We start from the raw sequence: 23,950 nt of genomic DNA on the forward strand, positions 1-23,950 counted from the left end.
GGGGTGTGCGCCGGATGCGCCGCGGTAACCCCACTGAACTGCGCTTTTGTTCTATTTTGTCCAGATCAGGGTACGACCGAGGCCGGTCCGCCGACAGGCGGACCGGCCTCAGGGGTGATCAGGGGCGCGCGGTCAGAACCGTCCGGCGCCCAGGTCCCGCGACACCGCGCGGGCGCAGTCGCGTACCGCGGCGATCAGGTCGGGCCGCAGTTCCCCGTCCTTGCGCAGCCGCTCCACCGCGCCGGTGATGCCCACCGCGCCCACCGGCATGCGCCGCCGGTCGTGGATCGGGGCCGCGACCGACGCCACGCCCTCCCAGGTCTCCTCCACGTCCGCCGCGTACCCCCGGGCGCGCGTGAGGTCCAGGATGTGTTCGAAGGCGTCCAGGTCGCAGGTCGTACGGTCGGTGAAGGGCTTGCGGTCGGCCTCCAGGGCCTCGCTGTGCGCCACCGGGTCGTAGGCGGACAGCACCTTGCCCAGGGCCGTGGAGTGCAGTGGCTGCATGGCCCCGATCTCCAGCACCTGCCGGCTGTCGTCGGGCCGGAACACGTGGTGCACGATCAGCACGCCCTGCTGGTGCAGAACGCCCAGGTAGACGCTCTCCCCGCTGGACCGGGCCAGGTCGTCGGTCCACACCAGGGCGCGGGCCCGCAGCTCGTGCACGTCCAGGTAGGTGGTGCCGAGCCGCAGCAGCTCGGCGCCCAGCTGGTAGCGGCCGGAGGCCTCGTCCTGCTCGACGAACCCCTCCTGCTGGAGGGTGCGCAGTATGCCGTGCGCGGTCCCCTTGGCCAGGCCCAGTGACGAGGCGATGTCGGACAGTCCGAGCCGTCGCTCGCCGCCCGCGAGCAGTCGCAGCATCGCGGCCGCCCGTTCGAGCGACTGGATGTTCCGTGCCATCGCAGTCCTGCCTCCGTCCCCTACGACCCTCGCCGTAAGAATGCCGTAACCGTCGTTCGGCAATGTCGAACACTACCGGTCCATGTCGACTCTCCGCTAATGGTCGGTCGACAAGCGTTACACCGGGCGTGGTCCGCGCTCACCGCACGCGTGGCCGTCAGGCCGTCCTCGGACGCGGTTGCCGCGGCCCACCCCGGCGCGTGTCCCGCGCGCGGCGCGAACACCGTGGTGGGCGACATACTCACCCATCCGCCGCCCCGCCCGCCGCCCGTCCGCCTCCTCACTCGTCCGCCACATGGACGCCCTGCCCATCCGGGCCCGCACCCGGTTAGGCTGGCGCAGTGCGTCCGTGCCCGGGCCCGTCCCGGTGGACCGCATAGCCGACAGCCGTCGCATCCAAGGGAGCCCTTCATGGCCTCGTCGCCACTGTCCCCTGCCGCCGACAGCCGGACCCGTGTGTCCGCGCTCCGGGAGGCGCTCGCCAGCCGTGTGGTGGTCGCCGACGGAGCCATGGGCACCATGCTCCAGGCGCAGGACCCGACCCTGGACGACTTCCAGCAGCTCGAAGGCTGCAACGAGATCCTCAACGTGACCCGGCCCGACATCGTCCGCTCGGTCCACGAGGCGTACTTCGACGCGGGCGTGGACTGTGTCGAGACCAACACCTTCGGCGCCAACCACGCGGCGATGGCCGAGTACGACATCCCCGAGCGCGTCCACGAGCTGTCCGAGGCCGGCGCCCGGATCGCCCGGGAGACCGCCGACACCTACTTCGCGAGGGACGGCCGCCGGCGATGGGTGCTCGGCTCCATCGGCCCCGGCACCAAGCTGCCCACCCTCGGCCACATCGGGTACACCACCATCCGCGACGCCTTCCAGCAGAACGCCGAGGGCCTCATCGAGGGCGGCGCCGACGCGCTGATCGTGGAGACCACCCAGGACCTCCTCCAGACCAAGGCCGCCGTGATCGGTGCCCACCGCGCCCGCGAGATCGCCGGCCTGGACGTCCCGATCATCGTCTCCGTCACCGTCGAGACGACCGGCACCATGCTGCTGGGCTCCGAGATCGGCGCCGCGCTCACCGCGCTGGAGCCGCTCGGCATCGACATGATCGGCATGAACTGCGCCACCGGCCCCGCCGAGATGAGCGAGCACCTGCGCTACCTCTCCCGGCACTCCCGCATCGCGCTGTCGTGCATGCCGAACGCCGGTCTGCCCGTCCTCGGCAAGAACGGCGCCAGCTACCCGCTCACCCCCGCCGAACTCGCCGACGCCCACGAGACCTTCGTACGGGACTACGGCCTCTCCCTCATCGGCGGCTGCTGCGGCACCACGCCCGAGCACCTGCGCCAGGTGGTCGAGCGGGTCCGGGGCGTCACCCCGCCCGAGCGCAGCCCGCGCCCCGAGCCCGGCGCCGCCTCCCTCTACCAGACCGTGCCGTTCCGGCAGGACACCTCGTACCTGGCCATCGGCGAGCGCACCAACGCCAACGGTTCCAAGAAGTTCCGCGAGGCCATGCTGGACGCCCGCTGGGACGACTGCGTGGAGATGGCCCGCGAGCAGATCCGCGAGGGCGCCCACATGCTCGACCTCTGCGTGGACTACGTGGGCCGGGACGGCGTCGCCGACATGCGGGAGCTGGCCGGCCGCTTCACCACCGCCTCCACCCTGCCGATCGTCCTGGACTCCACCGAGGTCCCGGTCATCCAGGCCGGTCTGGAGAAGCTCGGCGGCCGCGCCGTCATCAACTCCGTCAACTACGAGGACGGCGACGGCCCGGAGTCCCGCTTCGCCAAGGTCACCGCGCTGGCGCGGGAGCACGGCGCCGCGCTGATCGCGCTGACCATCGACGAGGAGGGCCAGGCCCGCACCCCCGAGAAGAAGGTCGAGATCGCCGAACGGCTGATCGAGGACCTGACCGGGAACTGGGGCATCCACGAGTCGGACATCCTCATCGACACCCTGACCTTCACCATCTGCACCGGCCAGGAGGAGTCCCGCGGCGACGGCATCGCCACCATCGAGGCGATCCGCGAACTCAAGCGCCGCCACCCGGACGTCCAGACCACGCTCGGCCTGTCCAACATCTCCTTCGGCCTCAACCCGGCCGCCCGCATCCTGCTCAACTCCGTCTTCCTCGACGAGTGCGTCAAGGCGGGCCTGGACTCGGCGATCGTGCACGCCAGCAAGATCCTGCCGATCGCCCGGTTCTCCGAGGAGGAGGTCCGGACCGCCCTCGACCTCGTCTACGACCGCCGCGCCGAGGGCTACGACCCGCTCCAGAAGCTGATGGCCCTCTTCGAGGGCGCCACCGCCAAGTCCCTCAAGGCCGGCAAGGCCGAGGAGCTGGCCGCGCTCCCGCTGGACGAGCGCCTCAAGCGCCGCATCATCGACGGTGAGAAGAACGGCCTGGAGGCCGACCTCGACGCGGCCCTCCAGGACCGCCCCGCCCTCGACATCGTCAACGAGACGCTGCTGGACGGCATGAAGGTCGTCGGCGAGCTGTTCGGCTCCGGCCAGATGCAGCTGCCGTTCGTCCTCCAGTCCGCCGAGGTCATGAAGTCCGCGGTCGCCTACCTCGAACCGCACATGGAGAAGTCGGACGCCGAGGGCAAGGGCACCATCGTGCTGGCCACCGTGCGCGGCGACGTCCACGACATCGGCAAGAACCTCGTCGACATCATCCTGTCCAACAACGGCTACAACGTCGTCAACCTCGGCATCAAGCAGCCCGTCTCCGCGATCCTGGAGGCCGCCGACGAGCACCGGGCCGACGTCATCGGCATGTCCGGCCTGCTGGTCAAGTCCACGGTGATCATGAAGGAGAACCTGGAGGAGCTGAACCAGCGCGGCCTGGCCGCCAGTTACCCGGTGATCCTGGGCGGCGCCGCCCTCACCCGGGCCTACGTCGAGCAGGACCTGCACGAGATCTACGAGGGCGAGGTCCGCTACGCCCGGGACGCCTTCGAGGGCCTGCGCCTGATGGACGCGCTCATCGGCGTCAAGCGCGGGGTGCCCGGCGCCAGCCTGCCGGAGCTGAAGCAGCGCCGGGTGCGGCCCGCCGCCACCGTCGAGACCGAGGAACGGCCCGAGGAGGGCCACGTCCGCTCCGACGTCGCCGTCGACAACCCGGTGCCCACCCCGCCGTTCTGGGACACCCGCGTCATCAAGGGCATCCAGCTCAAGGAGTACGCGAGCTGGCTCGACGAGGGCGCCCTCTTCAAGGGCCAGTGGGGTCTCAAGCAGGCCCGCACCGGCGAGGGACCGACGTACGAGGAACTCGTCGAGACCGACGGGCGGCCCCGGCTGCGCGGCCTGCTGGACCAGCTCCAGACCGAGAACCTGCTGGAAGCGGCCGTGGTCTACGGCTACTTCCCGTGCGTCTCCAAGGACGACGACCTGATCATCCTGGACGACCGCGGCAACGAACGCACCCGGTTCACCTTCCCCCGCCAGCGCCGCGGCCGCCGGCTGTGCCTCGCCGACTTCTTCCGTCCCGAGGAGTCGGGCGAGACGGACGTGGTCGGCCTGCAGGTCGTCACCGTCGGCTCCCGCATCGGTGAGCGGACCGCCGAGCTCTTCGAGGCCAACTCCTACCGCGACTACCTCGAACTGCACGGCCTGTCCGTCCAGTTGGCCGAGGCGCTCGCCGAGTACTGGCACGCGCGCGTCCGTTCGGAACTCGGCTTCGCGGGTGAGGACCCGAGCGAGATGGAGGACATGTTCGCCCTCAAGTACCGGGGCGCGCGGTTCTCGCTCGGCTACGGTGCCTGCCCGAACCTGGAGGACCGCGCCAAGATCGCGGACCTGCTCCGGCCGGAGCGGATCGGCGTCCAGCTGTCCGAGGAGTTCCAGCTGCACCCCGAGCAGTCCACCGACGCCATCGTGATCCACCACCCGGAGGCGAAGTACTTCAACGCGCGCTGAGCGGGCCGCACCCGTCCGGTGCCGAGCCGAACGGGTGCCGCGCCGCGCCGAGACCCGCGCCACAGAGCGCATTGATCGGATAAGTCGTACACTGGTCGGTCCACAGCAGGCCGGTTCCCCGCATGGGAACCGGCCTGGTCGTCCCTCAAGGAGGTGCGCCCGGATGACCAGTACGGTCCCCGCGCTCGGTACCCGTACGGCGGAAGGCTCGGCGCTTCAGGCGGTGCTCCTCGACATGGACGGCACCCTGGTGGACACCGAGGGCTTCTGGTGGGACGTCGAGGTCGAGATCTTCGCCCGCCTCGGCCACGTCCTCGACGAGTCCTGGCGCCATGTGGTGGTCGGCGGCCCCATGACCCGCAGTGCCGGATTCCTCATCGAGGCCACCGGCGCCGCCATCACGCTCGCCGAACTCAGCGTGCTGCTCAACGACGGCTTCGAACAGCGCATCGGCACCGCGCTGCCGCTGATGCCGGGCGCCGAGCGGCTCCTCGCCGAACTCCACGAGCAGCGGATCCCGACCGCCCTGGTCTCCGCCTCGCACCGGCGCATCATCGACCGGGTCCTGACCTCGCTGGGCCCCCACCACTTCACCCTCTCCGTCGCCGGCGACGAGGTCTCCCGCACCAAGCCCTATCCGGACCCGTACCTGCTCGCCGCCGCGGGGCTCGGAGTGGATCCGGCCAGATGCGCGGTGGTCGAGGACACCGCGACCGGCGTCGCCGCCGCCGAGGCCGCCGGCTGCCGGGTGGTCGCCGTGCCCTCCGTCGCGCCCATCGCCCCGGCCGAACGGCGCACCGTGGTCGGCTCCCTGGAAGAGGTCGACCTGGCATTTCTGCGCGGACTGATGACAGAAATGCGCTAGCCGCGCACCCAGCGTGCCGACGCCGGCGGACGAAATCCGGGCGGAACTCGGTCCATGTAATTCGCAACTGTTCAACAGGCTGAATTGCGTTGCGGCCCCCGATCAGCAGGCGTGTGATGTTCGCCACGTGCGCGGGGGTCGACAACGTTGCCCCCGTGTGCCGCTTCTCCCCTGATCAGGGGGAAATCAGGCACCCTTGTGTCCCGATTGGGCAGCGGCTGCACTAATCCTGCCGTCCTCGGGTTTTCGGTGTGTCCGCGGCCGGTTCCACTGCGTGATGGAACCTCAACTCAGGGGCCAGTGAGCCGTCCTGCGGGGGCCGACTAATGTCAGCGCGAGAACATCGCCGATACCCCCGTGATCCGCTTCCACACCCCTGTTTGTCGGATACACGGACTCGAACAGCTCTGGAGAACTTCGAGCATGAACCGCAAGACTTTGGTGCTGCCGGCCGTCATCGGTCTGCTCACTCCGGTTCTCGCCGCGTGCGGTGGATCCGGCAGCGGGAGCAACGGTGGCGACGCGATCGTCGTCGGCACCACCGACGGGTTCACCGCCACGAAGGACGCCCCGGCACCGCTCGACCCGGCGTACTCCTACGACGTGGGCGGCTGGAACGTTCTGCGTCAGACCGTGCAGACCCTCATGTCGCAGCCCAAGGGCGAGGGTGACCCGGTCCCCGACGCGGCCGAGAGCTGCTCCTTCACCGACAGCGGCAGTGAGCGCTACGCCTGCAAGCTGCGTGAGGGCCTGAAGTTCTCCGACGGCAACGCCGTCACCGCCGCGGACGTCAAGTGGTCCATGGAACGCGCCCTGCGCATCAAGTCCGACAGTGGTGTGTTCGCCCTGCTGTCGAACATCGACACCATCGAGACCCAGGGCGACCGCGAGATCGTCTTCCACCTCAAGTCGCCCGACGCGACCTTCCCGTACAAGCTGTCCACTCCGGTCGCGGGCGTCCTGAACCCGAAGGACTACGACAAGGACAAGCTCCGCGACGGCTTCGACGTCGACGGCTCGGGCCCCTACACCTTCAAGGCCGACGTCCAGAACGACTCGATGGTCACCGGTACCTTCACGAAGAACCCCAATTACAAGGGCAGCGTGACGGTCAACAACGACAAGGTCGTGCTGCGCTCCTTCAAGGACGCCGACGCCATGGGCGCGGCGATCGACAAGGGCGACATCGACGTCATGACCCGCAGCATGTCGCCCGCGCAGATCAACAAGCTCGACGCCGGCGACGACGCCAACGTCGACCTCGTCGAGATGTCCGGCCTCGAGATCCGCTACCTCGGCTTCAACACCGACGCGCCCTCGGTCAAGTCCAAGGCCGTCCGCCAGGCGATCGCGCAGATCGTCGACCGCGCCGGACTGGTCTCCAAGGTGTACGGCACCCAGGCCGAGCCGCTGTACTCGCTGGTCCCGGCCTCCGTGACCGGCCACTCCAACTCGTTCTTCAACAGGTACGGCGACCCCAGTGTCGCCAAGGCCAAGGACATGCTGACCGCGGCCAACATCACCACGCCGGTGAAGATCGCGCTGCACTACACGACCGACCACTACGGCTCCGCCACCAAGGAGGAGTTCGAGGTCCTCAAGCAGCAGCTCAACGGCAGCGGCCTGTTCGACGTCAGCATCGAGGGCACCCCCTGGTCGACGTACCAGACCGCCGAGCGCAAGGGCGCCTACGACGTCTACGGCATGGGCTGGTTCCCCGACTTCCCGGACGCCGACAACTTCCTCGCGCCGTTCCTCGACAAGGACAACTTCCTCAAGTCGCCCTACGTCAACAACAAGATCATCAACACGCTGATCCCGGAGTCCCGCCGTACGGCCGACCGGGCCAGCGCCTCCGGCAGCCTGACCGAGATTCAGAACACGGTCGCCGACGACGTCCCGGTGCTGCCGCTGTGGCAGGGCAAGCAGTACGTCGCCGCCCGCGACGACATCACCGGCGTCGCCTACGCGCTCAACTCCTCCGCCAGCCTCCAGCTGTGGGAGCTCGGCCGCGGCTCCAAGTAACGCCGGGCCTGTCACGACGCGAGGGCGCCCCCTCTCCCACGGGAGAGGGGGCGCCCTCGCGTCGTGACAGGCCCGCCCTACTGCGCTCCGGGGCGCACCAGCCCGCTCTCGTACGCGTACACCGCCGCCTGCACCCGGTCCCGCAGCCCCAGCTTGGTCAGCACGTGACCCACGTGCGTCTTCACCGTGGTCTCGCTGACGAACAGGTCCGCGGCGATCTCCGCGTTCGACAGCCCCCGCGCGACCAGCTTCAGCACCTCCACCTCACGGTCCGTCAGCGTGTGCAGGGTGTCCGGCACCGGCTCCTCACCGGACGGCAGGTGCGTGGCGTACTTGTCCAGCAGCCTGCGGGTGATGCTCGGCGCGAGCATCGCCTCGCCACCGGCCACCACCCGGATCGCCTGCACCAGTTCGTTGGCCGGAGCGTCCTTCAGCAGAAAACCGCTGGCGCCCGCGCGCAGCGCCTCCACCACGTACTCGTCGAGGTCGAACGTGGTCAGCACCAGCACCTTCGCCGGACCGTCCCGGCCGGGACCGGTGATCTGCCGAGTCGCCTCCACACCGTCCATCCGCGGCATCCGGATGTCCATCAGCACCACATCCGGCTGGAGGGCGCGCACCTGGTCGAGAGCCTGGAGGCCGTCTCCGGCCTCGCCCACGACCGCGATGTCCTGCTCGGCCTCCAGGATCATCCGGAACCCGGTTCGCAGCAGCGGCTGGTCGTCGACCAGTAGGACGCGGATGGCCACGGTGAGTCTCCTTCGCTAGTCCGCGCCCATTCTGCCCTGCGAGGCGTCCCCGGACTCCGCCGACCTCACCGGCAGCGGGTACGGCGGGGGAGTACCCCCGAACTCCGGGCAGTGCGCCTGGTGCTCGCACCAGCCGCACAGCTTCGTCGGACGCGGCCGCCAGACCCCGGACTCGGTCGCCTCCCGGATCGCCTCCCACAGCGCGAGCAGCTTGCGCTCCACCCGCTCCAGATCGGCGAGCACCGGGTCGTACGTCAGCACGTCACCGCTGCCGAGATAGACCAGCTGCAGCCGCCTCGGCACCACGTTCTTCAGCCGCCACACCACCAGCGCGTAGAACTTCATCTGGAACAGCGCGCCCTCGGCGTACTCGGCTCGGGGCGCCTTGCCGGTCTTGTAGTCGACGATCCGCACCTCACCCGTCGGCGCCACGTCGACCCGGTCGATGATCCCGCGCAGCCGCAGCCCCGACTCCAGCTCGGTCTCGACGAACAGCTCCCGCTCCACCGGCTCCAGGCGGACCGGATCCTCCAGCGTGAACCAGCGCTCGACGAGCTGCTCCGCCTCGCCCAGCCAGCGGGCCAGCCGCTCGCCCTCGGGATCGTCCGCGAACAGCTCACCGACCTCCGGCCTGCTCTCCCGCAGCCGGTCCCACTGCCCGGGAACCAGCGACTTGGCGCGTGGCACCGTCCGCTCGGCCGCGGGGGCGTCGAAGAGCCGCTCGAGGACCGCGTGCACCAGGGTGCCCCGCGTCGCCGCCTCGCTCGGCTTCTCCGGCAGCCGGTCGATCACCCGGAACCGGTAGAGCAACGGACACTGCATGAAGTCACTGGCCCGCGACGGCGACAGCGACGCCGGCGGTCCGGCCGCCGCCGACCGCGCCGCCGTGACCGGCTCTTCCCCCTGTGCGACGGCCGCGCCCTCGGCCCGCGGGGCGTCCTCGATGCTGCTCTCCATGACGACAGACCATACGGCCCGCCACTGACAGTCACCCAACCCGCGCGACGCCCCGGCCAACACAAGGGGTGCCGGGGCGGAACGCGTCGCGACGGCCGCATACCATCGACCGGAGACGACGGCTTCTAACGAGGGGACACCGTGGACGTGAGCGGCGGGAGCGGGCAGCCCCGGTCGGACGACGCCGAACCGGCCGAGCGGCCCGCGGCTCCTACGGCCCGGACCGACGACCGGGGCCCGGAGTCCACCGACGCCCCGACGGCCCCGCCCCGGGGCGGGGCGTCCGCCGGTACCGGGAAACCGGAGCCCCGGCCGGAACGGTCCGCCGAGCCGCCCGCACCGCGGGACGACAGGGCGGGAACGCCCCTCGGATCCCCGCCCTCCGACGCCGGCGACCCCCCCGCTCCGGACACCGCCGATCCCGACGGGCCCGACGGCCCCGACGATCCCGGCGGTCCCGCCGCTCCGGGCACGTCCGGTCCCGAAGGGACTCGTGCCCCCGGTGCCCCCGGTCCCGGCGGGACCGGTGTCCACGGTGCGGACGGTGTCCACGGTGCAGACGGCGTGCGCGGTGCCTTCGACCCGGACGCCGCCCGCGCCGACCTCGCCGACGGACGCGGCCACGAACAGGGCGGCGCGGCCGGGGGGAAGCCGCCGCGGCGGCCCAAGGAGCCCGGCGGCGGCCTGCTCATGGGGCGGCCCTTCGGCGTCCCCGTGTACGTCGCCCCCAGCTGGTTCGTCGTCGCCGCGCTGATCACCTGGGTCTTCGGCGGCCAGCTGGACCGCGTACTGCCCGAACTGGGGGCGGCCCGCTACCTCGTCTCCCTCTTCTTCGCCATCGCCTTCTACGCCTCCGTCCTGGTCCACGAACTGGCCCACACGGTCGCCGCGATCCGCTTCAAGCTCCCGGTGCGCCGCATCCAGCTGCAGTTCTTCGGCGGCGTCTCCGAGATCGAGAAGGAAGCCGAGACCCCCGGCCGGGAGTTCGTGCTGGCCTTCGTCGGTCCCCTGCTCTCCCTCGTCCTCGCCGGCCTCTTCTACCTCGCCATGCAGCCCGTCGAGCCCGGCACGGTCCCCGGCGTCCTGCTGGCCGGCCTGATGGTCTCCAACCTCATCGTGGCCATCTTCAACCTGCTCCCCGGCCTGCCCCTCGACGGCGGACGGATGCTCCGCGCCGTCGTCTGGAAGATCACCGGCAGGCCCATGAGCGGCACCGTCGCCGCCGCCTGGGTCGGCCGCGCCCTCGCCGTCTCCGTACTGATCGGCCTCCCGCTCCTCAACTACTCGGGCGCCTTCGGCGGCGGCACCGAGAACGCCAACGGCATGGACGCCCTCACCGACGGCCTGCTCGCCGCGGTCCTCGCCGCGATCATCTGGACCGGCGCCGGCAACAGCCTGCGCATGGCCCGGCTGCGCGAGCACCTCCCGGAACTGCGCGCCCGCACCCTGACCCGCCGCGCCGTCCCCGTCGAGACCGAGACCCCCCTCTCCGAGGCCCTGCGCCGCGCCAACGCCGCCGGCGCCCGCGCCCTGGTCGTCGTCGACGCCGAGGGCACCCCCCTCTCGTTGGTCCGCGAGGCCGCCATCGTCGGCGTACCCGAACACCGCCGTCCCTGGGTGGCCGTCAGCGGCCTGGCCCAGGACCTCACCGACGGCATGCGCGTCTCCGCGGAACTGGCGGGAGAGGAACTCCTCGACGTGCTGCGCGCCACCCCCGCCACCGAGTACCTGGTGGTCGAGGAGACCGGCGAGATCTACGGCGTCCTGTCGGCCGCCGACGTGGAACGGGCCTTCGTCAGGGCCATGGCCCGGCCGTCCTAGCGCGGGACCTGGTGGTCGGGCCCCTCCGCAAACCCCGGTAGGCTGTTCACATGTCCGAACCGACCGGTGCCGCCCGCAGGCGCGGGCCCTTCAAGGTCGGGGACCAGGTTCAGCTGACCGACCCCAAGGGCCGCCACTACACGTTCACGCTCGAAGCAGGGAAGAACTTCCACACCCACAAGGGCTCCTTCCCGCACGACGAACTGATCGGTGCTCCCGAGGGCAGCGTTGTCCGCACCACCGGCAACGTGGCCTACCTCGCGCTGCGCCCCCTGCTCCCCGACTACGTCCTGTCCATGCCCCGCGGGGCAGCCGTCGTCTACCCGAAGGACGCGGGGCAGATCCTGTCCTTCGCCGACATCTTCCCCGGCGCGCGCGTCGTCGAAGCCGGCGTCGGCTCCGGCTCGCTCAGCAGCTTCCTGCTGCGGGCCATCGGCGACCAGGGCATGCTGCACAGCTACGAGCGCCGCGAGGACTTCGCCGACATCGCCCGGCAGAACGTGGAGCGCTACTTCGGCGGCCCGCACCCCGCCTGGCAGCTCACCGTCGGCGACCTCCAGGACAACCTCTCGGACACCGACGTCGACCGGGTCATCCTCGACATGCTCGCCCCCTGGGAGTGCCTGGAGGCGGTCTCCAAGGCGCTGGTGCCCGGCGGCATCCTGTGCTGCTACGTCGCCACCACCACCCAGCTCGCGCGGACCGTCGAGTCCATCCGCGAGATCGGCTGCTTCAACGAGCCGACCTCCTGGGAGACGATGATCCGCAACTGGCACGTGGAGGGCCTCGCCGTCCGCCCCGACCACCGGATGATCGGGCACACCGGCTTCCTGCTCACCGCCCGCCGTCTCGCCGACGGCGTCGAGCCGCCCATGCGCCGCCGCCGCCCCGCCAAGGGTGCCTACGGCGAGGACTACGAGGGTCCGAACGCCGACGGTGGCGCGGGCCGCTGAGCCTGCCGTCCTTCGCCGTCCCGCCGCGCCGACGCAGGAGCGCCGCCGCCGAGTTTCCCCGGCCCGACCGGAACTCGACGGCGGCGCTCACGCTTTGACGCGGCGGCAGATCGGCGCGGCAGCCTACGGACCCCACCGCCGTGCCTCATCGCCGTACCCCCACTGCTCTGCCCCCACGGCCGTACCTCCACTGCCCTGCCCCCACAGCCCTGCCCCCCCGCCGGTCCGCACCGGCCCCGCCGCCCCCCACCGGTCCCGCCCCGGCGCGGGGCGGCCTGCGTCGCGGTCCCGGCTCCGCTCCCACCGGCTCGTCCCGGGCGAGGCGGGGAGGCGGGAGCGGTCGGCCGGCGGAGGACTCGCGGTGCCCGTCGGATCCCTTGCGCGGCACGGCGCGAGCCGGACGTCGTCGGAAGCCGACCCCGCCGTTCCCCACCCGCTGTGACGTGTGGCACTATGCAGCCCATCCCCACCGGCACAGGCCTCACAGGAGACACTCCTAGTGCAGCAATCCGTGGTCCCGGAGCTCGCTCACACCGACACCCGTCCCATGCACTGGCTCGCCACGGCCACTGCCCTGACGGGCGTCATCGCTCTGTCGTCCCTCTTGCATCCGGGCGCGGCCAAGGCCGCCCAGTCCACGGCCGGCCCCGAGCCGAAGTCCACCCCCACGGCCACCGCGCCGCCCAGTACCACCGGTGTGGACTTCCCCCTCGACTGCGGCCCCGTCAAGGAGGTCGTCGTCAAGAAGGCCACCGGCGACCTCGACGGGGACGGCAGGCCGGAAACCGTGGCGGTGGTGCACTGCGATTCGGCCATGGGCACCCCGCCCGACGGCGTCTACGTCCTCACCCAGGCCGCGGACGCCGCCCGGCCCCGGGTCGTCGCCACTCTCGTCGACCCCAAGGACCGGTTCACGGTCACCGACTTCGCCGTCGCGGCCCGGACGGTCACGGCGACCCTGCTCGGCTATTCCTCGGACAACGTGCCCAGTTGCTGCCCGGACGTGAAGACCGCGGCCACCTGGCAGTGGAACGGCCACATGTTCGTCCGCTCGGCGCCCGCGGCGACCAGCAGCGTCTGACCGGCGGAACGTTTCGACCCACGGGCCACGCGGGGTGGCCGGAAAGTCACTCCGCGTCGGGCCCGTACACCTCGACGCGGTCCTCGACCCGGCGCACGTGGATGCACTCGCCCGGGCACTCCCGCGCCGAATCGACCACGTCCGTCAGCAGTGTCAGCGGCACGGGCACCGTCGCCCCCTTCGCCTGCAGCAGCTCGTCGTCCGAGCCCTTCACATAGGCCAGGCCGTCGATGTCCAGCTCGAACACCTCCGGGGCGTACTGGGCACAGATCCCGTCACCGGTGCACAGATCCTGGTCGATCCAGACCTCGAGCGCCTCCGCGCCGGCCACGGCCTCCTGCTGCACGGTCATCTCTCCTGCCGTCGAAAGCGCCGGTCGGCCGGACCCGGCCGTCACCCGGTCCCGCCCCGGCGGGTGTTGGACTCCCCTGACCCTACCCTCGCCCGAACCGCCCCCGGGCGGGCCCGTCACCCGTGCGTCCACGCCGCCCGGCGGGCACCCCTGCCGACCGGTTCTGACCGATTCCGATCGGTCACGGGAGCGCGCACGGCGCGGCCGGCCGCTCGGGACGGCGGCGCTCGGCCACCGGATCGATCGACTTGAGCCACCCCGCGGCGCGCGTCCACGGCCACCCGCACCGTCCGCCCGGTAGCTCTGTGTAAGGAGGCCCTCACCGGGGCACAACCCCTGAACCGGCATTGGAGCGGACAACTCCGGTCAGTCACGGAGGGTTTTGACCGCTCCCGGCCCGGAACACACAGCTTCTAAATCGCGTTGAGTGGGTATCCACCGGGCACGGGGGAGAAGCAACGGGTGACCGACGACACACCTTGACAGTCTTTGTGATCTAGGGGTTTCAATCGACACCCACCCAGGTAGGGTCTGGAAGCGTCCAGCTCCCCTTGGAGGAGGTGAGGACCGTGGCAGCCCACGACGACGACATGAACCGCGGCATCCGCCCGGGACGAGGGTCCGACGACCCGGCCGGGCAGATCGCTTATCTTGAGCAGGAGATCGCCGTCCTGCGACGCAAGCTCGCCGACTCTCCGCGACACACGAGGATTCTCGAAGAGCGGATCGTCGAGCTGCAGACGAACCTGGCCGGCGTGTCCGCCCAGAACGAACGACTGGCGAACACGCTCCGCGAGGCCCGCGACCAGATCGTGGCCCTCAAGGAGGAGGTCGACCGGCTCGCGCAGCCGCCGGCCGGCTTCGGTGTCTTCCTGCAGGCGAACGAGGACGGCACCGCCGACATCTTCACCGGCGGTCGCAAACTGCGGGTGAACGTGAGCCCAAGCGTTGACCTGGACGAGCTCAGGCGCGGCCAGGAAGTCATGCTCAACGAAGCGCTCAACGTGGTCGAGGCCATGGAGTACGAGAGCGTCGGCGACATCGTCACCCTCAAGGAGATCCTCGAGGACGGCGAACGCGCCCTCGTGCTGGGGCACACCGACGAGGAGCGGGTGGTGCGGCTCGCCGAGCCGCTGCTGGACGTCACCATCCGCCCCGGCGACGCCCTGCTGCTCGAACCCCGCTCCGGCTACGTCTACGAGATCGTGCCGAAGAGCGAGGTCGAGGAACTCGTCCTCGAAGAAGTGCCCGACATCGGCTACGAGCAGATCGGCGGTCTCGGCGGCCAGATCGAGGCCATCCGCGACGCGGTCGAGCTGCCGTACCTCTACCCGGACCTGTTCAAGGAGCACGAACTGCGCCCGCCCAAGGGCGTCCTGCTCTACGGGCCCCCCGGATGCGGCAAGACGCTCATCGCCAAGGCCGTCGCCAACTCGCTGGCCAAGAAGGTCGCCGAGGTCACCGGTCAGGCCGCGGGCAAGAGCTTCTTCCTCAACATCAAGGGCCCCGAGCTCCTGAACAAGTACGTCGGCGAGACCGAGCGGCAGATCCGCCTCGTCTTCCAGCGCGCACGCGAGAAGGCCAGCGAGGGCACCCCCGTCATCGTCTTCTTCGACGAGATGGAGTCGCTCTTCCGCACCCGTGGCTCCGGTGTCAGCTCGGACGTGGAGAACACCATCGTCCCCCAGCTGCTCGCCGAGATCGACGGTGTCGAGGGCCTGCAGAACGTGGTCGTCATCGGCGCCTCGAACCGCGAGGACATGATCGACCCCGCCATCCTCCGCCCCGGCCGGCTCGACGTGAAGATCAAGATCGAGCGTCCGGACGCAGAGGCCGCCAAGGACATCTTCGGCAAGTACCTGACCGAGCGCCTTCCGCTGCACTCCGACGACGTCGGCGAGCACGGCGGCAGCAAGGGCACCACCGTCGCCAGCATGATCCAGACGGCGGTGGAACACATGTACGCCGAATCCGAGGAGAACCGCTTCCTGGAGGTCACCTACGCCAACGGTGACAAGGAAGTCCTCTACTTCAAGGACTTCAACTCCGGCGCGATGATCGAGAACATCGTCGGACGCGCCAAGAAGATGGCGATCAAGGACTTCCTCGAGCACAAGCAGAAGGGTCTGCGCGTCTCACACCTCCTCCAGGCCTGCGTGGACGAGTTCAAGGAGAACGAGGACCTGCCCAACACCACGAACCCGGACGACTGGGCCCGGATCTCCGGAAAGAAGGGTGAACGGATCGTCTACATCCGCACCCTCATCACCGGAAAGCAGGGCGCGGACACCGGACGCTCCATCGACACGGTGGCGAACACCGGGCAGTACCTGTAAAACGCAGGGCGGCTGCGGGTGCCCCCTCCGGGCACCCGCAGCCGACTGCTTTTCCGGCCAGAGCCGGGACCGAGGCGAGCAAGGCAATGACGCAAATGATCTCCCCACCAGTGCAAAGGCGTTCTAGGCTCTTTCCTACCGCCGAGTCGCGCAGTGCGGGGACGGGCACCGCACACGCACCGGAGCGCCAGCGGTACGCGAGCGGAGCCCACGACCGAGGGCTCCGCCGGGCAAGGAGGGCCGCATGACCGTACGGCGAGTAATGGGCATCGAGACGGAGTACGGCATCTCCGTCCCCGGCCACCCCAATGCCAATGCCATGCTCACCTCATCCCAGATCGTCAACGCCTACGCGGCGGCGATGCACCGGGCCCGCCGGGCGCGCTGGGACTTCGAGGAGGAGAACCCGCTGCGGGACGCCCGAGGATTCGACCTCGCCCGCGAGGCCGCCGACTCCAGCCAGCTCACCGACGAGGACATCGGCCTCGCCAACGTCATCCTCACGAACGGCGCGCGCCTCTACGTGGACCATGCCCACCCCGAGTACAGCGCCCCCGAGGTCACCAACCCGCGCGACGCGGTCCTGTGGGACAAGGCCGGCGAGCGCATCATGGCCGAGGCCGCCGAACGAGCCGCCCAGCTCCCCGGCGCCCAGCCCATCCACCTGTACAAGAACAACACCGACAACAAGGGCGCCTCCTACGGCACGCACGAGAACTACCTGATGAAGCGGGAGACCCCCTTCTCGGAGATCGTGCGCCACCTCACGCCCTTCTTCGTCTCCCGCCAGGTCGTCACCGGCGCCGGCCGCGTCGGCATCGGCCAGGACGGCCACGAACACGGTTTCCAGCTCAGTCAGCGCGCCGACTACTTCGAGGTCGAGGTCGGCCTCGAGACCACCCTCAAGCGCCCCATCATCAACACCCGCGACGAACCGCACGCGGATGCCGAGAAGTACCGCCGGCTGCACGTGATCATCGGCGACGCGAACCTGTCGGAGATCTCGACGTACCTGAAGCTCGGGACCACGGCCCTGGTCCTGTCGATGATCGAGGACGGTTTCATCGCCGTAGACCTCGCCGTCGACCAGCCCGTACGGACCCTCCACCAGGTCTCGCACGACCCCGGCCTCAAGCGCCTGGTCACGCTCCGCAGCGGCCGCACACTCACCGCCGTCCAGCTCCAGATGGAGTACTACGAGCTCTCCCGGAAGTACGTCGAGGAGCGCTACGGCTCCGACGCCGACGACCAGACCCGGGACGTCCTGCAGCGGTGGGAGGACACGCTCAACCGCCTGGAGAACGACCCCATGAGCCTCTCCGGCGAACTCGACTGGGTGGCGAAGAAGGAGCTCATGGAGGGCTACCGGCGCCGCGACGACCTCGACTGGGACGCGGCCAAGCTGCACCTCCTCGACCTCCAGTACGCGGACGTGCGGGAACAGAAGGGCCTGTACAACCGTCTAGCGGCCCGCGGGCGCATCAAGCGGCTGCTGACCGAGGCGGAGGTCGAGGAGGCCCGCACGAACCCGCCGGAGGACACCCGCGCCTACTTCCGGGGCCGCTGCCTGGAGCAGTACGCCGACGACGTGGCCGCGGCCAGCTGGGACTCGGTCATCTTCGACCTCCCCGGCCGGGACAGCCTCCAGCGCGTCCCAACCCTGGAACCGCTACGCGGAACGCGAAATCACGTCAAGGAGCTCCTGGACCGCTGCCGCACCGCGGAAGACCTGGTCAGGGTCCTCTCCGGGGGCTGAGCGGGCGCCCGGACCGTACCGGGCGGGCGGGGTCAAAACCCCGCCGCCCGGGAATCATCGAGGTGGCCCCCGTACGTTGGAGAAACTGCGGGGCCGATGTCGGGCCCGGCTTGTAGGGTCTGATCATCACCGATCGGCAGGAATGCCGACCAGCCGACCATGTCGGGCGAACGCGAACTGAGCGGGGTGAGGGTTATGGCAACCAAGGACACCGGCGGCGGACAGCAGAAGGCGACGCGCTCCACCGAGGAGGCAGAGCAGCAGGCGGAGCAGTCGCAGGGCTCGGAGGACCTCAAGGAGCGCCACGAGAAGCTGAGCGACGACGTCGACTCGGTTCTGGACGAGATCGACGACGTCCTTGAGGAGAACGCCGAGGACTTCGTACGATCCTTCGTTCAAAAGGGTGGGCAGTAGACCCCTTTTTCCTTCGAAACGAAGGTGGACGGAGATCGGAAGTGTCGGGGGCGTCGACCGTGACGAAGGCTGCGCGCGGCCCGGATGGACCGAGCCGCGCGCAGCCTTCGTAGCAGAGGAGACCGGCAGGCCGGGCTCCTTCGCCAGATCCGACCGACTGCCCCGCCCGCGCACGTGGATCACCGCCGTGAGGCGGGTAGGGTCCGAGGCGTACTGAGCTTCAACTGCAATTCGGCCAGCGGCAAGTTGGGAGACGATCCCGACGCTGTTCGTCGGGCAGCCGCCAACCTGGAAGGAACTCCGTGGAAGCCAACACTCGTAGTACCGGGCGTCTGCCAGCTGCCTTCCTGACGCCTGGATCCTCTTCGTTCATGGATTTCCTCGGCGAGCACCAGCCGGAGTTGCTGCCCGGGAAGCGGCAGTTGCCCCCTGTCCAGGGGGTGATCGAGGCGCCGCACGGGACGACGATCGTGGCGGTGACCTTCCCCGGCGGCGTGGTGCTCGCCGGTGACCGCAGGGCCACGATGGGGAACGTGATCGCCCAGCGCGACATCGAGAAGGTGTTCCCCGCCGACGAGTACTCGGCGGTGGGTATCGCCGGCACCGCCGGCCTCGCCGTGGAAATGGTGAAACTCTTCCAGCTGGAACTGGAGCACTTCGAGAAGGTCGAGGGCGCCCAGCTGTCGCTGGAGGGCAAGGCGAACCGGCTCTCGACGATGATCCGCTCCAACCTGGGCATGGCCATGCAGGGCCTGGCGGTCGTGCCCCTGTTCGCCGGCTACGACGTGGACCGGGGCAAGGGCCGGATCTTCTCCTACGACGTCACCGGCGGCCGCTCCGAGGAGCACAACTTCTCCGCGACCGGTTCCGGCTCGATCTTCGCGCGCGGTGCGATGAAGAAGCTGTTCCGTGAGGACCTGAGCGAGGAGCAGGCGACCACACTGGTGGTGCAGGCTCTGTACGACGCGGCCGACGACGACTCGGCGACCGGTGGTCCCGATGTCGCGCGCCGGATCTACCCGATCATCACCGTGATCACCGAGGACGGGTTCCGCAGGCTGACCGACGACGAGGCCTCCGAGCTCGCCCGCGCGGTGCTCGCGCGCCGTCTGGAGGAGCCGGACGGCCCGCGCGCGGCGCTGCTCTGAGGCGCGCGGCGCTTGTTGTGAAGGTGATCCCAGTGACTTCGACGGAACCCTAAGGAAGGGGACGGATACCGGTGTCGACGCCGTTCTATGTCTCACCTCAGCAGGCCATGGCGGACCGTGCGGAGTACGCCCGGAAGGGCATCGCGCGCGGTCGGAGCCTGGTGGTGCTCCAGTACGCCGACGGCATCGTGTTCGTCGGTGAGAACCCCTCCCGCGCGCTGCACAAGTTCAGCGAGATCTACGACCGGATCGGCTTCGCGGCCGCCGGCAAGTACAACGAGTACGAGAACCTGCGGATCGGCGGCGTGCGCTACGCGGACCTGCGTGGTTACACCTACGACCGCGACGACGTGACGGCACGCGGTCTCGCCAACGTCTACGCGCAGACCCTGGGCACGATCTTCTCCAGTGCGGCCGAGAAGCCCTACGAGGTGGAGCTGGTGGTCGCGGAGGTCGGGGAGACCCCGGAGGGCGACCAGATCTACCGGCTGCCGCACGACGGCTCGATCGTCGACGAGCACGGTTCGGTGGCGGTCGGCGGCAACGCGGAGCAGATCAGCAGCTACCTGGACCGCGAGCACCGCGAGGGCATGACCCTGGCGGAGGCGCTGAAGCTGGCGGTGACGGCGCTGTCGCGGGAGTCGAACGGCACGCAGCGGGAGATCCCGGCGGAGCGCCTGGAGGTCGCGGTGCTGGACCGCACGCGTCCGCAGCAGCGCAAGTTCAAGCGCATCGGCGGCCCGCAGCTGTCCCGGTTGCTGGAGGCGCAGGGCACGGCCACGGCCGCGGCCGCCGACGAGGCGGAGGAGTCCGGCGGGGACGTCGAGTAGCCCGTTCCGCTCGCTTCGCGCGCCCCGCCCGGGCAGACCGACCGGGCGGGGCGCGGGCGTTTGCGGGGTCAGGGCCGCGGCGGGGGCGCCGTGGAGCCTCGTACGACAAGTTCCACGGGGAGGGCCCCGCCTTCCGGGGCGCGGCCCTCCAGGACGGCCAGCAGGGCGTGCATGCCCCGTTCGCCGAAGAGCTCGGCGTCCAGCCGTACGGTCGTGAGTTCGGGGTCGATGGCGGTGGCCAGGGCGAGGTCGTCCAGGCCGGTGACGGAGAGGTCGTCCGGGACGCGCAGGCCCCGGCGGCGCAGAGCCTTGTAGGCGCCGGCGGCGAGCTTGTCGTCGTCGCAGACGAGGGCGGTGGGGCGGGGGCCCGGTGCGGCGAGGGCGGCCTCGGTGGCCGCCAGGGCGCCGTCGATGGAGATCGGGGCGTGGACGGTGCGTACCGAGGTGCCGGGCACCCGTGCGGCGCGTGCGGCCAGTTCCCGGGCGCGTACCTCGAAGGTCCAGGAGGCGACGTCGGCGGCCAGGTGGAGGAAGCGGCGGTGGCCGAGGCTCAGCAGGTGGTCGGCGACCTGGCGCACTCCGTCGGCGATGTCCAGGTTGACGGTGGCGGCGCCCAGGCTGCCGTCCGGGTCGCTGTCGAGCATCACCAGGGGGAGCTGGTCGCCGCGGATGTCGGTGAGGGCGTCGGCGGCCATCGAGGAGGCGATGACGCCGTCGAGGGCGGCCTGGGCGGAGGCGAAGGGGTCGCGGGCCGGGCCGATGCCCTCGGGGGAGGGGTAGAGCACCACACCGAAGCCGTGGGCGGCGGCCACCCGGGCGGCGCCGGTGTAGACGCCCGCGAAGAACTCGGTGGTGAGCGCGGGGACGACGAGCAGGACGGTGCGGGTGCGGCCGAGGCGGAGGTTGCGGGCGGCGAGGTTCGGGCGGTAGCCGAGGTCGCGCGCGGCCTCCCGGACCCGTTCGGCGGTGGCCTCGGAGACGCGGCCGCGCCACTTGTCGCCGAGGACGAGCGACACGGCCGCCTGGGAGACTCCGGCGGCCTGGGCGACGTCGCGGCTCGTCGGGCGCGTGCTGCTGCGTGCCACCGGGTGCGGGCTCCTTCGTCTGGACGCGTGAACTGCGCACATGGTACGTATGGAAGCCGAGGTTATACGTAAAACTTGGAGGCGGGCCATGGCCGCGGGGTACCTGGAGATCCTCAGGGCGAGGCATGCGGTCCGCCTGCTGACGGGCACCTTGGTGGGGCGGCTGCCGAACGCCACGGCCGCCCTCGCGATCGTGCTGTTCGTTCGCGCGGAGGGCGGCACCTACACCCTGGCGGGGGCGCTCGCGGCCGTCTACGGGGTGGCCAACGCGGTCGGCCAGCCGGTGCTGGGCCGGTTGGTGGACGTGCACGGGCAGCCGCGCGTCCAGTTGCCCGCGGCCGTCGCGTCGGCCCTCGCCATGACCGGGTTCGCCTTCGCCGGCACGGATCCGCTGCCGCTCGCCTACGCGTGCGTGGCCGCGGCGGGCCTGTTCACGCCCCCTCTGGAGGGCGGTCTGCGCGCGCTGTGGCCGAGTGTGCTCGGCAGGGAGGAGCAGGTGCACACGGCCTACGCCATGGACGCGGTGGCGCAGGAAGTCATGTTCACCGTCGGACCGTTGCTGGTGACGCTCTGCGTGTCGCTGTGGTCGGCGCAGGCGGCGCTGCTGGTGGTGAACGCGCTCGGGGTGCTCGGGGCGCTGTCCGTGGTCGTCTCGACGCCCTCGCGCGCGTGGCGTTCGGCGCCGCGCGAGGCGCACTGGCTGGGCGCGCTGCGGTCGTCCGGGCTGCTGGCGCTGCTGGGCGCGTTCCTGTTCGTGGGGATCGCGATGGGTTCCATCACGGTGGCGTCGGTGCCGTACGCGGACGCGCACGGTGGCGACGGGGTGTACGGCTGGATGATGGCCGGGCTCGGGCTGGGCGCGCTGCTCGGCGGCACGGTGTACGGGGCCCGGCAGTGGCGGGGGGAGCCGGCGGCGCGACTGCGGGTGCTGGTGGCCCTTCTGGCGGTGTGTTACCTGCCGCTCATGGCGATGCCGGGAGCGTTGGCCATGGTGTCGCTCACGGTGGTGGCGGGGGTGTTCCTGGCGCCGGCCATCGCCTGCGCGTTCGTGCTCGTGGACCGGCACGCGCCGCGGGGGACGGTCACCGAGGCTTTCTCCTGGCTTGTGACGACGTTCACAGTGGGCGCGTCGGTGGGAACGGGCCTGGCGGGCCCGGTCGTCGAGGCCGGCGGGGCGCTGTGGGGGTTCGCGGTGCCGGGTGCGGCGGGGGGTGTGTCTCTGCTGGTCCTGATGGCCACCGGGCGGGTCCTCGCAGCTCCCGGTGGGGGCGCGGTGGTTGCGGCTTCATCGGAAAATGATCCAAATCGTGCTGCCGAACCCCGTTTCAGCTCGGGGGATCGGGCGTAATGTTCAGTCATGGACCGCCGCATTTTCGGGCTGGAGAACGAGTACGGCGTCACGTGCACGTTCAGGGGACAGCGCCGCCTGTCGCCTGACGAGGTGGCGCGGTACCTCTTCCGCCGTGTCGTGTCATGGGGCCGTAGCAGCAATGTCTTTCTTCGAAACGGCGCCCGGCTCTATCTCGACGTGGGATCACATCCGGAATACGCGACACCCGAATGTGACAACGTGACCGAACTGGTCACCCACGACAAGGCCGGCGAGCGCATTCTCGAAGGACTGTTGGTGGACGCCGAACGACGCCTGCACGAGGAGGGAATCGCGGGCGACGTCTACCTCTTCAAGAACAACACGGACTCGGCGGGCAACTCCTACGGTTGCCACGAGAACTATCTGGTGGCGCGGCACGGGGAGTTCTCCCGCCTCGCGGACATCCTCATCCCGTTCCTGGTGACCCGGCAGCTGCTGTGCGGCGCCGGCAAGGTGCTGCAGACCCCGCGCGGTGCGGTGTACTGCGTCAGCCAGCGGGCGGAGCACATCTGGGAGGGCGTCTCCTCGGCGACGACCCGGTCCCGGCCGATCATCAACACCAGGGACGAGCCGCACGCGGACGCCGAGCGCTACCGCCGGCTGCACGTCATCGTGGGCGACTCGAACATGTCCGAGACGACCATGCTGCTCAAGGTCGGTGCCACCGACCTGGTGCTGCGCATGATCGAGGCGGGCACGGTGATGCGGGACCTGACCCTGGAGAACCCCATCCGGGCGATCCGCGAGGTCAGCCACGACATCACGGGCCGCCGCAAGGTGCGCCTGGCCAGCGGCCGCGAGGCCTCCGCCCTGGAGGTGCAGCGGGAGTACTACGAGAAGGCCGTGTACTTCGTCGAGCGCCGCGGTATCCGTACCGGCACGGTCGACCAGGTCCTGGAGCTGTGGGGCCGCACCCTGGACGCGATCGAGGCCGAGGACCTGGACCGGATCGGCACCGAGATCGACTGGGTGATGAAGTACAAGCTCATCGAGCGGTACCGGGCCAAGCACAACATGACCATGTCCCATCCGCGGGTGGCGCAGATAGACCTCGCTTATCACGACATCCACCGTCGCCGGGGTCTGTACTACCTGCTGGAGAGGAAGGGCCAAGCCACTCGGATCTGCAACGATTTGAAGATCTTCGAGGGTAAGTCGGTACCGCCGCAGACGACTCGGGCGCGTCTGCGCGGTGACTTCATCCGGCGGGCCCAGGAACAGCGCCGGGACTTCACGGTCGACTGGGTGCACCTCAAGCTCAATGACCAGGCCCAGCGGACGGTGTTGTGCAAGGACCCGTTCCGTTCGGTCGACGACCGGGTGGAGAAACTCATCGCCGGTATGTGAGCGAACGCCACACGGGCGCCGTACGTTTTCCGTAC

The 23,950-nt window shown here is 70.2% G+C and carries 19 protein-coding genes; 14 read left to right on the top strand and 5 right to left on the bottom strand.

Annotated elements, in window-relative coordinates; translation table 11 throughout:
* Positions 1-132: 132 nt before the first annotated feature.
* Complete coding sequence (locus ACFY3I_RS21030) at positions 133-897, bottom strand: IclR family transcriptional regulator (RefSeq protein WP_390861937.1); 765 nt, start codon at positions 895-897, stop codon at positions 133-135.
* Positions 898-1,308: 411 nt separating this feature from the next.
* Here ACFY3I_RS21030 and metH point away from each other — a divergent pair, with 411 nt between their 5' ends.
* From metH to ACFY3I_RS21045, 3 genes are all read left to right on the top strand, one after another.
* Positions 1,309-4,824 (top strand): methionine synthase, encoded by a 3,516-nt coding sequence (gene metH / locus ACFY3I_RS21035; protein WP_390861938.1) that lies wholly within the window; start codon positions 1,309-1,311, stop codon positions 4,822-4,824.
* 163 nt (positions 4,825-4,987) lie between these two features.
* On the top strand, positions 4,988-5,689 hold the full coding sequence (locus tag ACFY3I_RS21040) for an HAD family hydrolase (protein WP_390861939.1): 702 nt from the start codon (positions 4,988-4,990) through the stop codon (positions 5,687-5,689).
* Positions 5,690-6,112: 423 nt separating this feature from the next.
* Complete coding sequence (locus tag ACFY3I_RS21045; protein ID WP_390861940.1) at positions 6,113-7,714, top strand: ABC transporter substrate-binding protein; 1,602 nt, start codon at positions 6,113-6,115, stop codon at positions 7,712-7,714.
* Positions 7,715-7,791: 77 nt separating this feature from the next.
* Here ACFY3I_RS21045 and ACFY3I_RS21050 read toward each other — a convergent pair whose 3' ends face one another.
* Together ACFY3I_RS21050 and ACFY3I_RS21055 are read right to left on the bottom strand one after the other, a co-directional pair.
* The gene (locus tag ACFY3I_RS21050; protein WP_020939010.1) at positions 7,792-8,463 is read right to left on the bottom strand and encodes a response regulator transcription factor; all 672 of its coding nucleotides are present in this window, start codon (positions 8,461-8,463) and stop codon (positions 7,792-7,794) included.
* A gap of 15 nt (positions 8,464-8,478) precedes the next feature.
* The gene (locus tag ACFY3I_RS21055) at positions 8,479-9,420 is read right to left on the bottom strand and encodes a RecB family exonuclease (RefSeq protein WP_390861941.1); all 942 of its coding nucleotides are present in this window, start codon (positions 9,418-9,420) and stop codon (positions 8,479-8,481) included.
* A 141-nt stretch (positions 9,421-9,561) separates the two neighbouring features.
* Between ACFY3I_RS21055 and ACFY3I_RS21060 the strand changes: the two genes are divergently transcribed.
* From ACFY3I_RS21060 to ACFY3I_RS21070, 3 genes are all read left to right on the top strand, one after another.
* Positions 9,562-11,241, top strand: coding sequence for a site-2 protease family protein (locus ACFY3I_RS21060; protein WP_390861942.1), 1,680 nt, complete (start codon positions 9,562-9,564; stop codon positions 11,239-11,241).
* Between the two features lie 50 nt (positions 11,242-11,291).
* Entirely contained in the window at positions 11,292-12,194 is a 903-nt protein-coding gene (locus ACFY3I_RS21065; protein ID WP_365287909.1) for a tRNA (adenine-N1)-methyltransferase, read from the top strand.
* Between the two features lie 499 nt (positions 12,195-12,693).
* On the top strand, positions 12,694-13,275 hold the full coding sequence (locus ACFY3I_RS21070; protein ID WP_390861943.1) for a hypothetical protein: 582 nt from the start codon (positions 12,694-12,696) through the stop codon (positions 13,273-13,275).
* 46 nt (positions 13,276-13,321) lie between these two features.
* Here ACFY3I_RS21070 and ACFY3I_RS21075 read toward each other — a convergent pair whose 3' ends face one another.
* On the bottom strand, positions 13,322-13,627 hold the full coding sequence (locus ACFY3I_RS21075) for a ferredoxin (protein ID WP_365287905.1): 306 nt from the start codon (positions 13,625-13,627) through the stop codon (positions 13,322-13,324).
* A gap of 569 nt (positions 13,628-14,196) precedes the next feature.
* Here ACFY3I_RS21075 and arc point away from each other — a divergent pair.
* From arc to prcA, 6 genes are all read left to right on the top strand, one after another.
* On the top strand, positions 14,197-15,963 hold the full coding sequence (gene arc / locus ACFY3I_RS21080) for a proteasome ATPase (RefSeq protein ID WP_365287903.1): 1,767 nt from the start codon (positions 14,197-14,199) through the stop codon (positions 15,961-15,963).
* A 244-nt stretch (positions 15,964-16,207) separates the two neighbouring features.
* A complete protein-coding gene (gene dop, locus ACFY3I_RS21085) occupies positions 16,208-17,719 on the top strand; it encodes a depupylase/deamidase Dop (protein ID WP_390861944.1) in 1,512 nt (503 codons plus the stop codon).
* A 195-nt stretch (positions 17,720-17,914) separates the two neighbouring features.
* Positions 17,915-18,133 (top strand): ubiquitin-like protein Pup, encoded by a 219-nt coding sequence (locus ACFY3I_RS21090; RefSeq protein ID WP_365287899.1) that lies wholly within the window; start codon positions 17,915-17,917, stop codon positions 18,131-18,133.
* Positions 18,134-18,217: 84 nt separating this feature from the next.
* Entirely contained in the window at positions 18,218-18,484 is a 267-nt protein-coding gene (locus ACFY3I_RS21095) for an endonuclease domain-containing protein (protein WP_390861945.1), read from the top strand.
* Positions 18,436-19,281, top strand: coding sequence for a proteasome subunit beta (gene prcB / locus ACFY3I_RS21100; protein ID WP_390861946.1), 846 nt, complete (start codon positions 18,436-18,438; stop codon positions 19,279-19,281). The genes ACFY3I_RS21095 and prcB overlap by 49 nt, the downstream gene beginning before the upstream one ends.
* A gap of 71 nt (positions 19,282-19,352) precedes the next feature.
* Positions 19,353-20,111 (top strand): proteasome subunit alpha, encoded by a 759-nt coding sequence (gene prcA, locus ACFY3I_RS21105; RefSeq protein WP_365287895.1) that lies wholly within the window; start codon positions 19,353-19,355, stop codon positions 20,109-20,111.
* Between the two features lie 68 nt (positions 20,112-20,179).
* Here prcA and ACFY3I_RS21110 read toward each other — a convergent pair whose 3' ends face one another.
* Positions 20,180-21,196: a LacI family DNA-binding transcriptional regulator gene (locus tag ACFY3I_RS21110; protein ID WP_390861947.1), complete on the bottom strand. Its 1,017-nt coding sequence runs from the start codon at positions 21,194-21,196 to the stop codon at positions 20,180-20,182.
* 88 nt (positions 21,197-21,284) lie between these two features.
* On the opposite strand from ACFY3I_RS21110, the gene ACFY3I_RS21115 reads away from it, so the two are divergent.
* A complete protein-coding gene (locus ACFY3I_RS21115; protein ID WP_390861948.1) occupies positions 21,285-22,544 on the top strand; it encodes an MFS transporter in 1,260 nt (419 codons plus the stop codon).
* Between the two features lie 9 nt (positions 22,545-22,553).
* On the top strand, positions 22,554-23,915 hold the full coding sequence (gene pafA / locus ACFY3I_RS21120) for a Pup--protein ligase (RefSeq protein WP_390861949.1): 1,362 nt from the start codon (positions 22,554-22,556) through the stop codon (positions 23,913-23,915).
* The last annotated feature ends 35 nt before the right edge of the window (positions 23,916-23,950 follow it).

The organism is Streptomyces sp. NPDC001068, assembly GCF_042897315.1.
Taxonomy (GTDB): Bacteria; Actinomycetota; Actinomycetes; order Streptomycetales; family Streptomycetaceae; genus Streptomyces.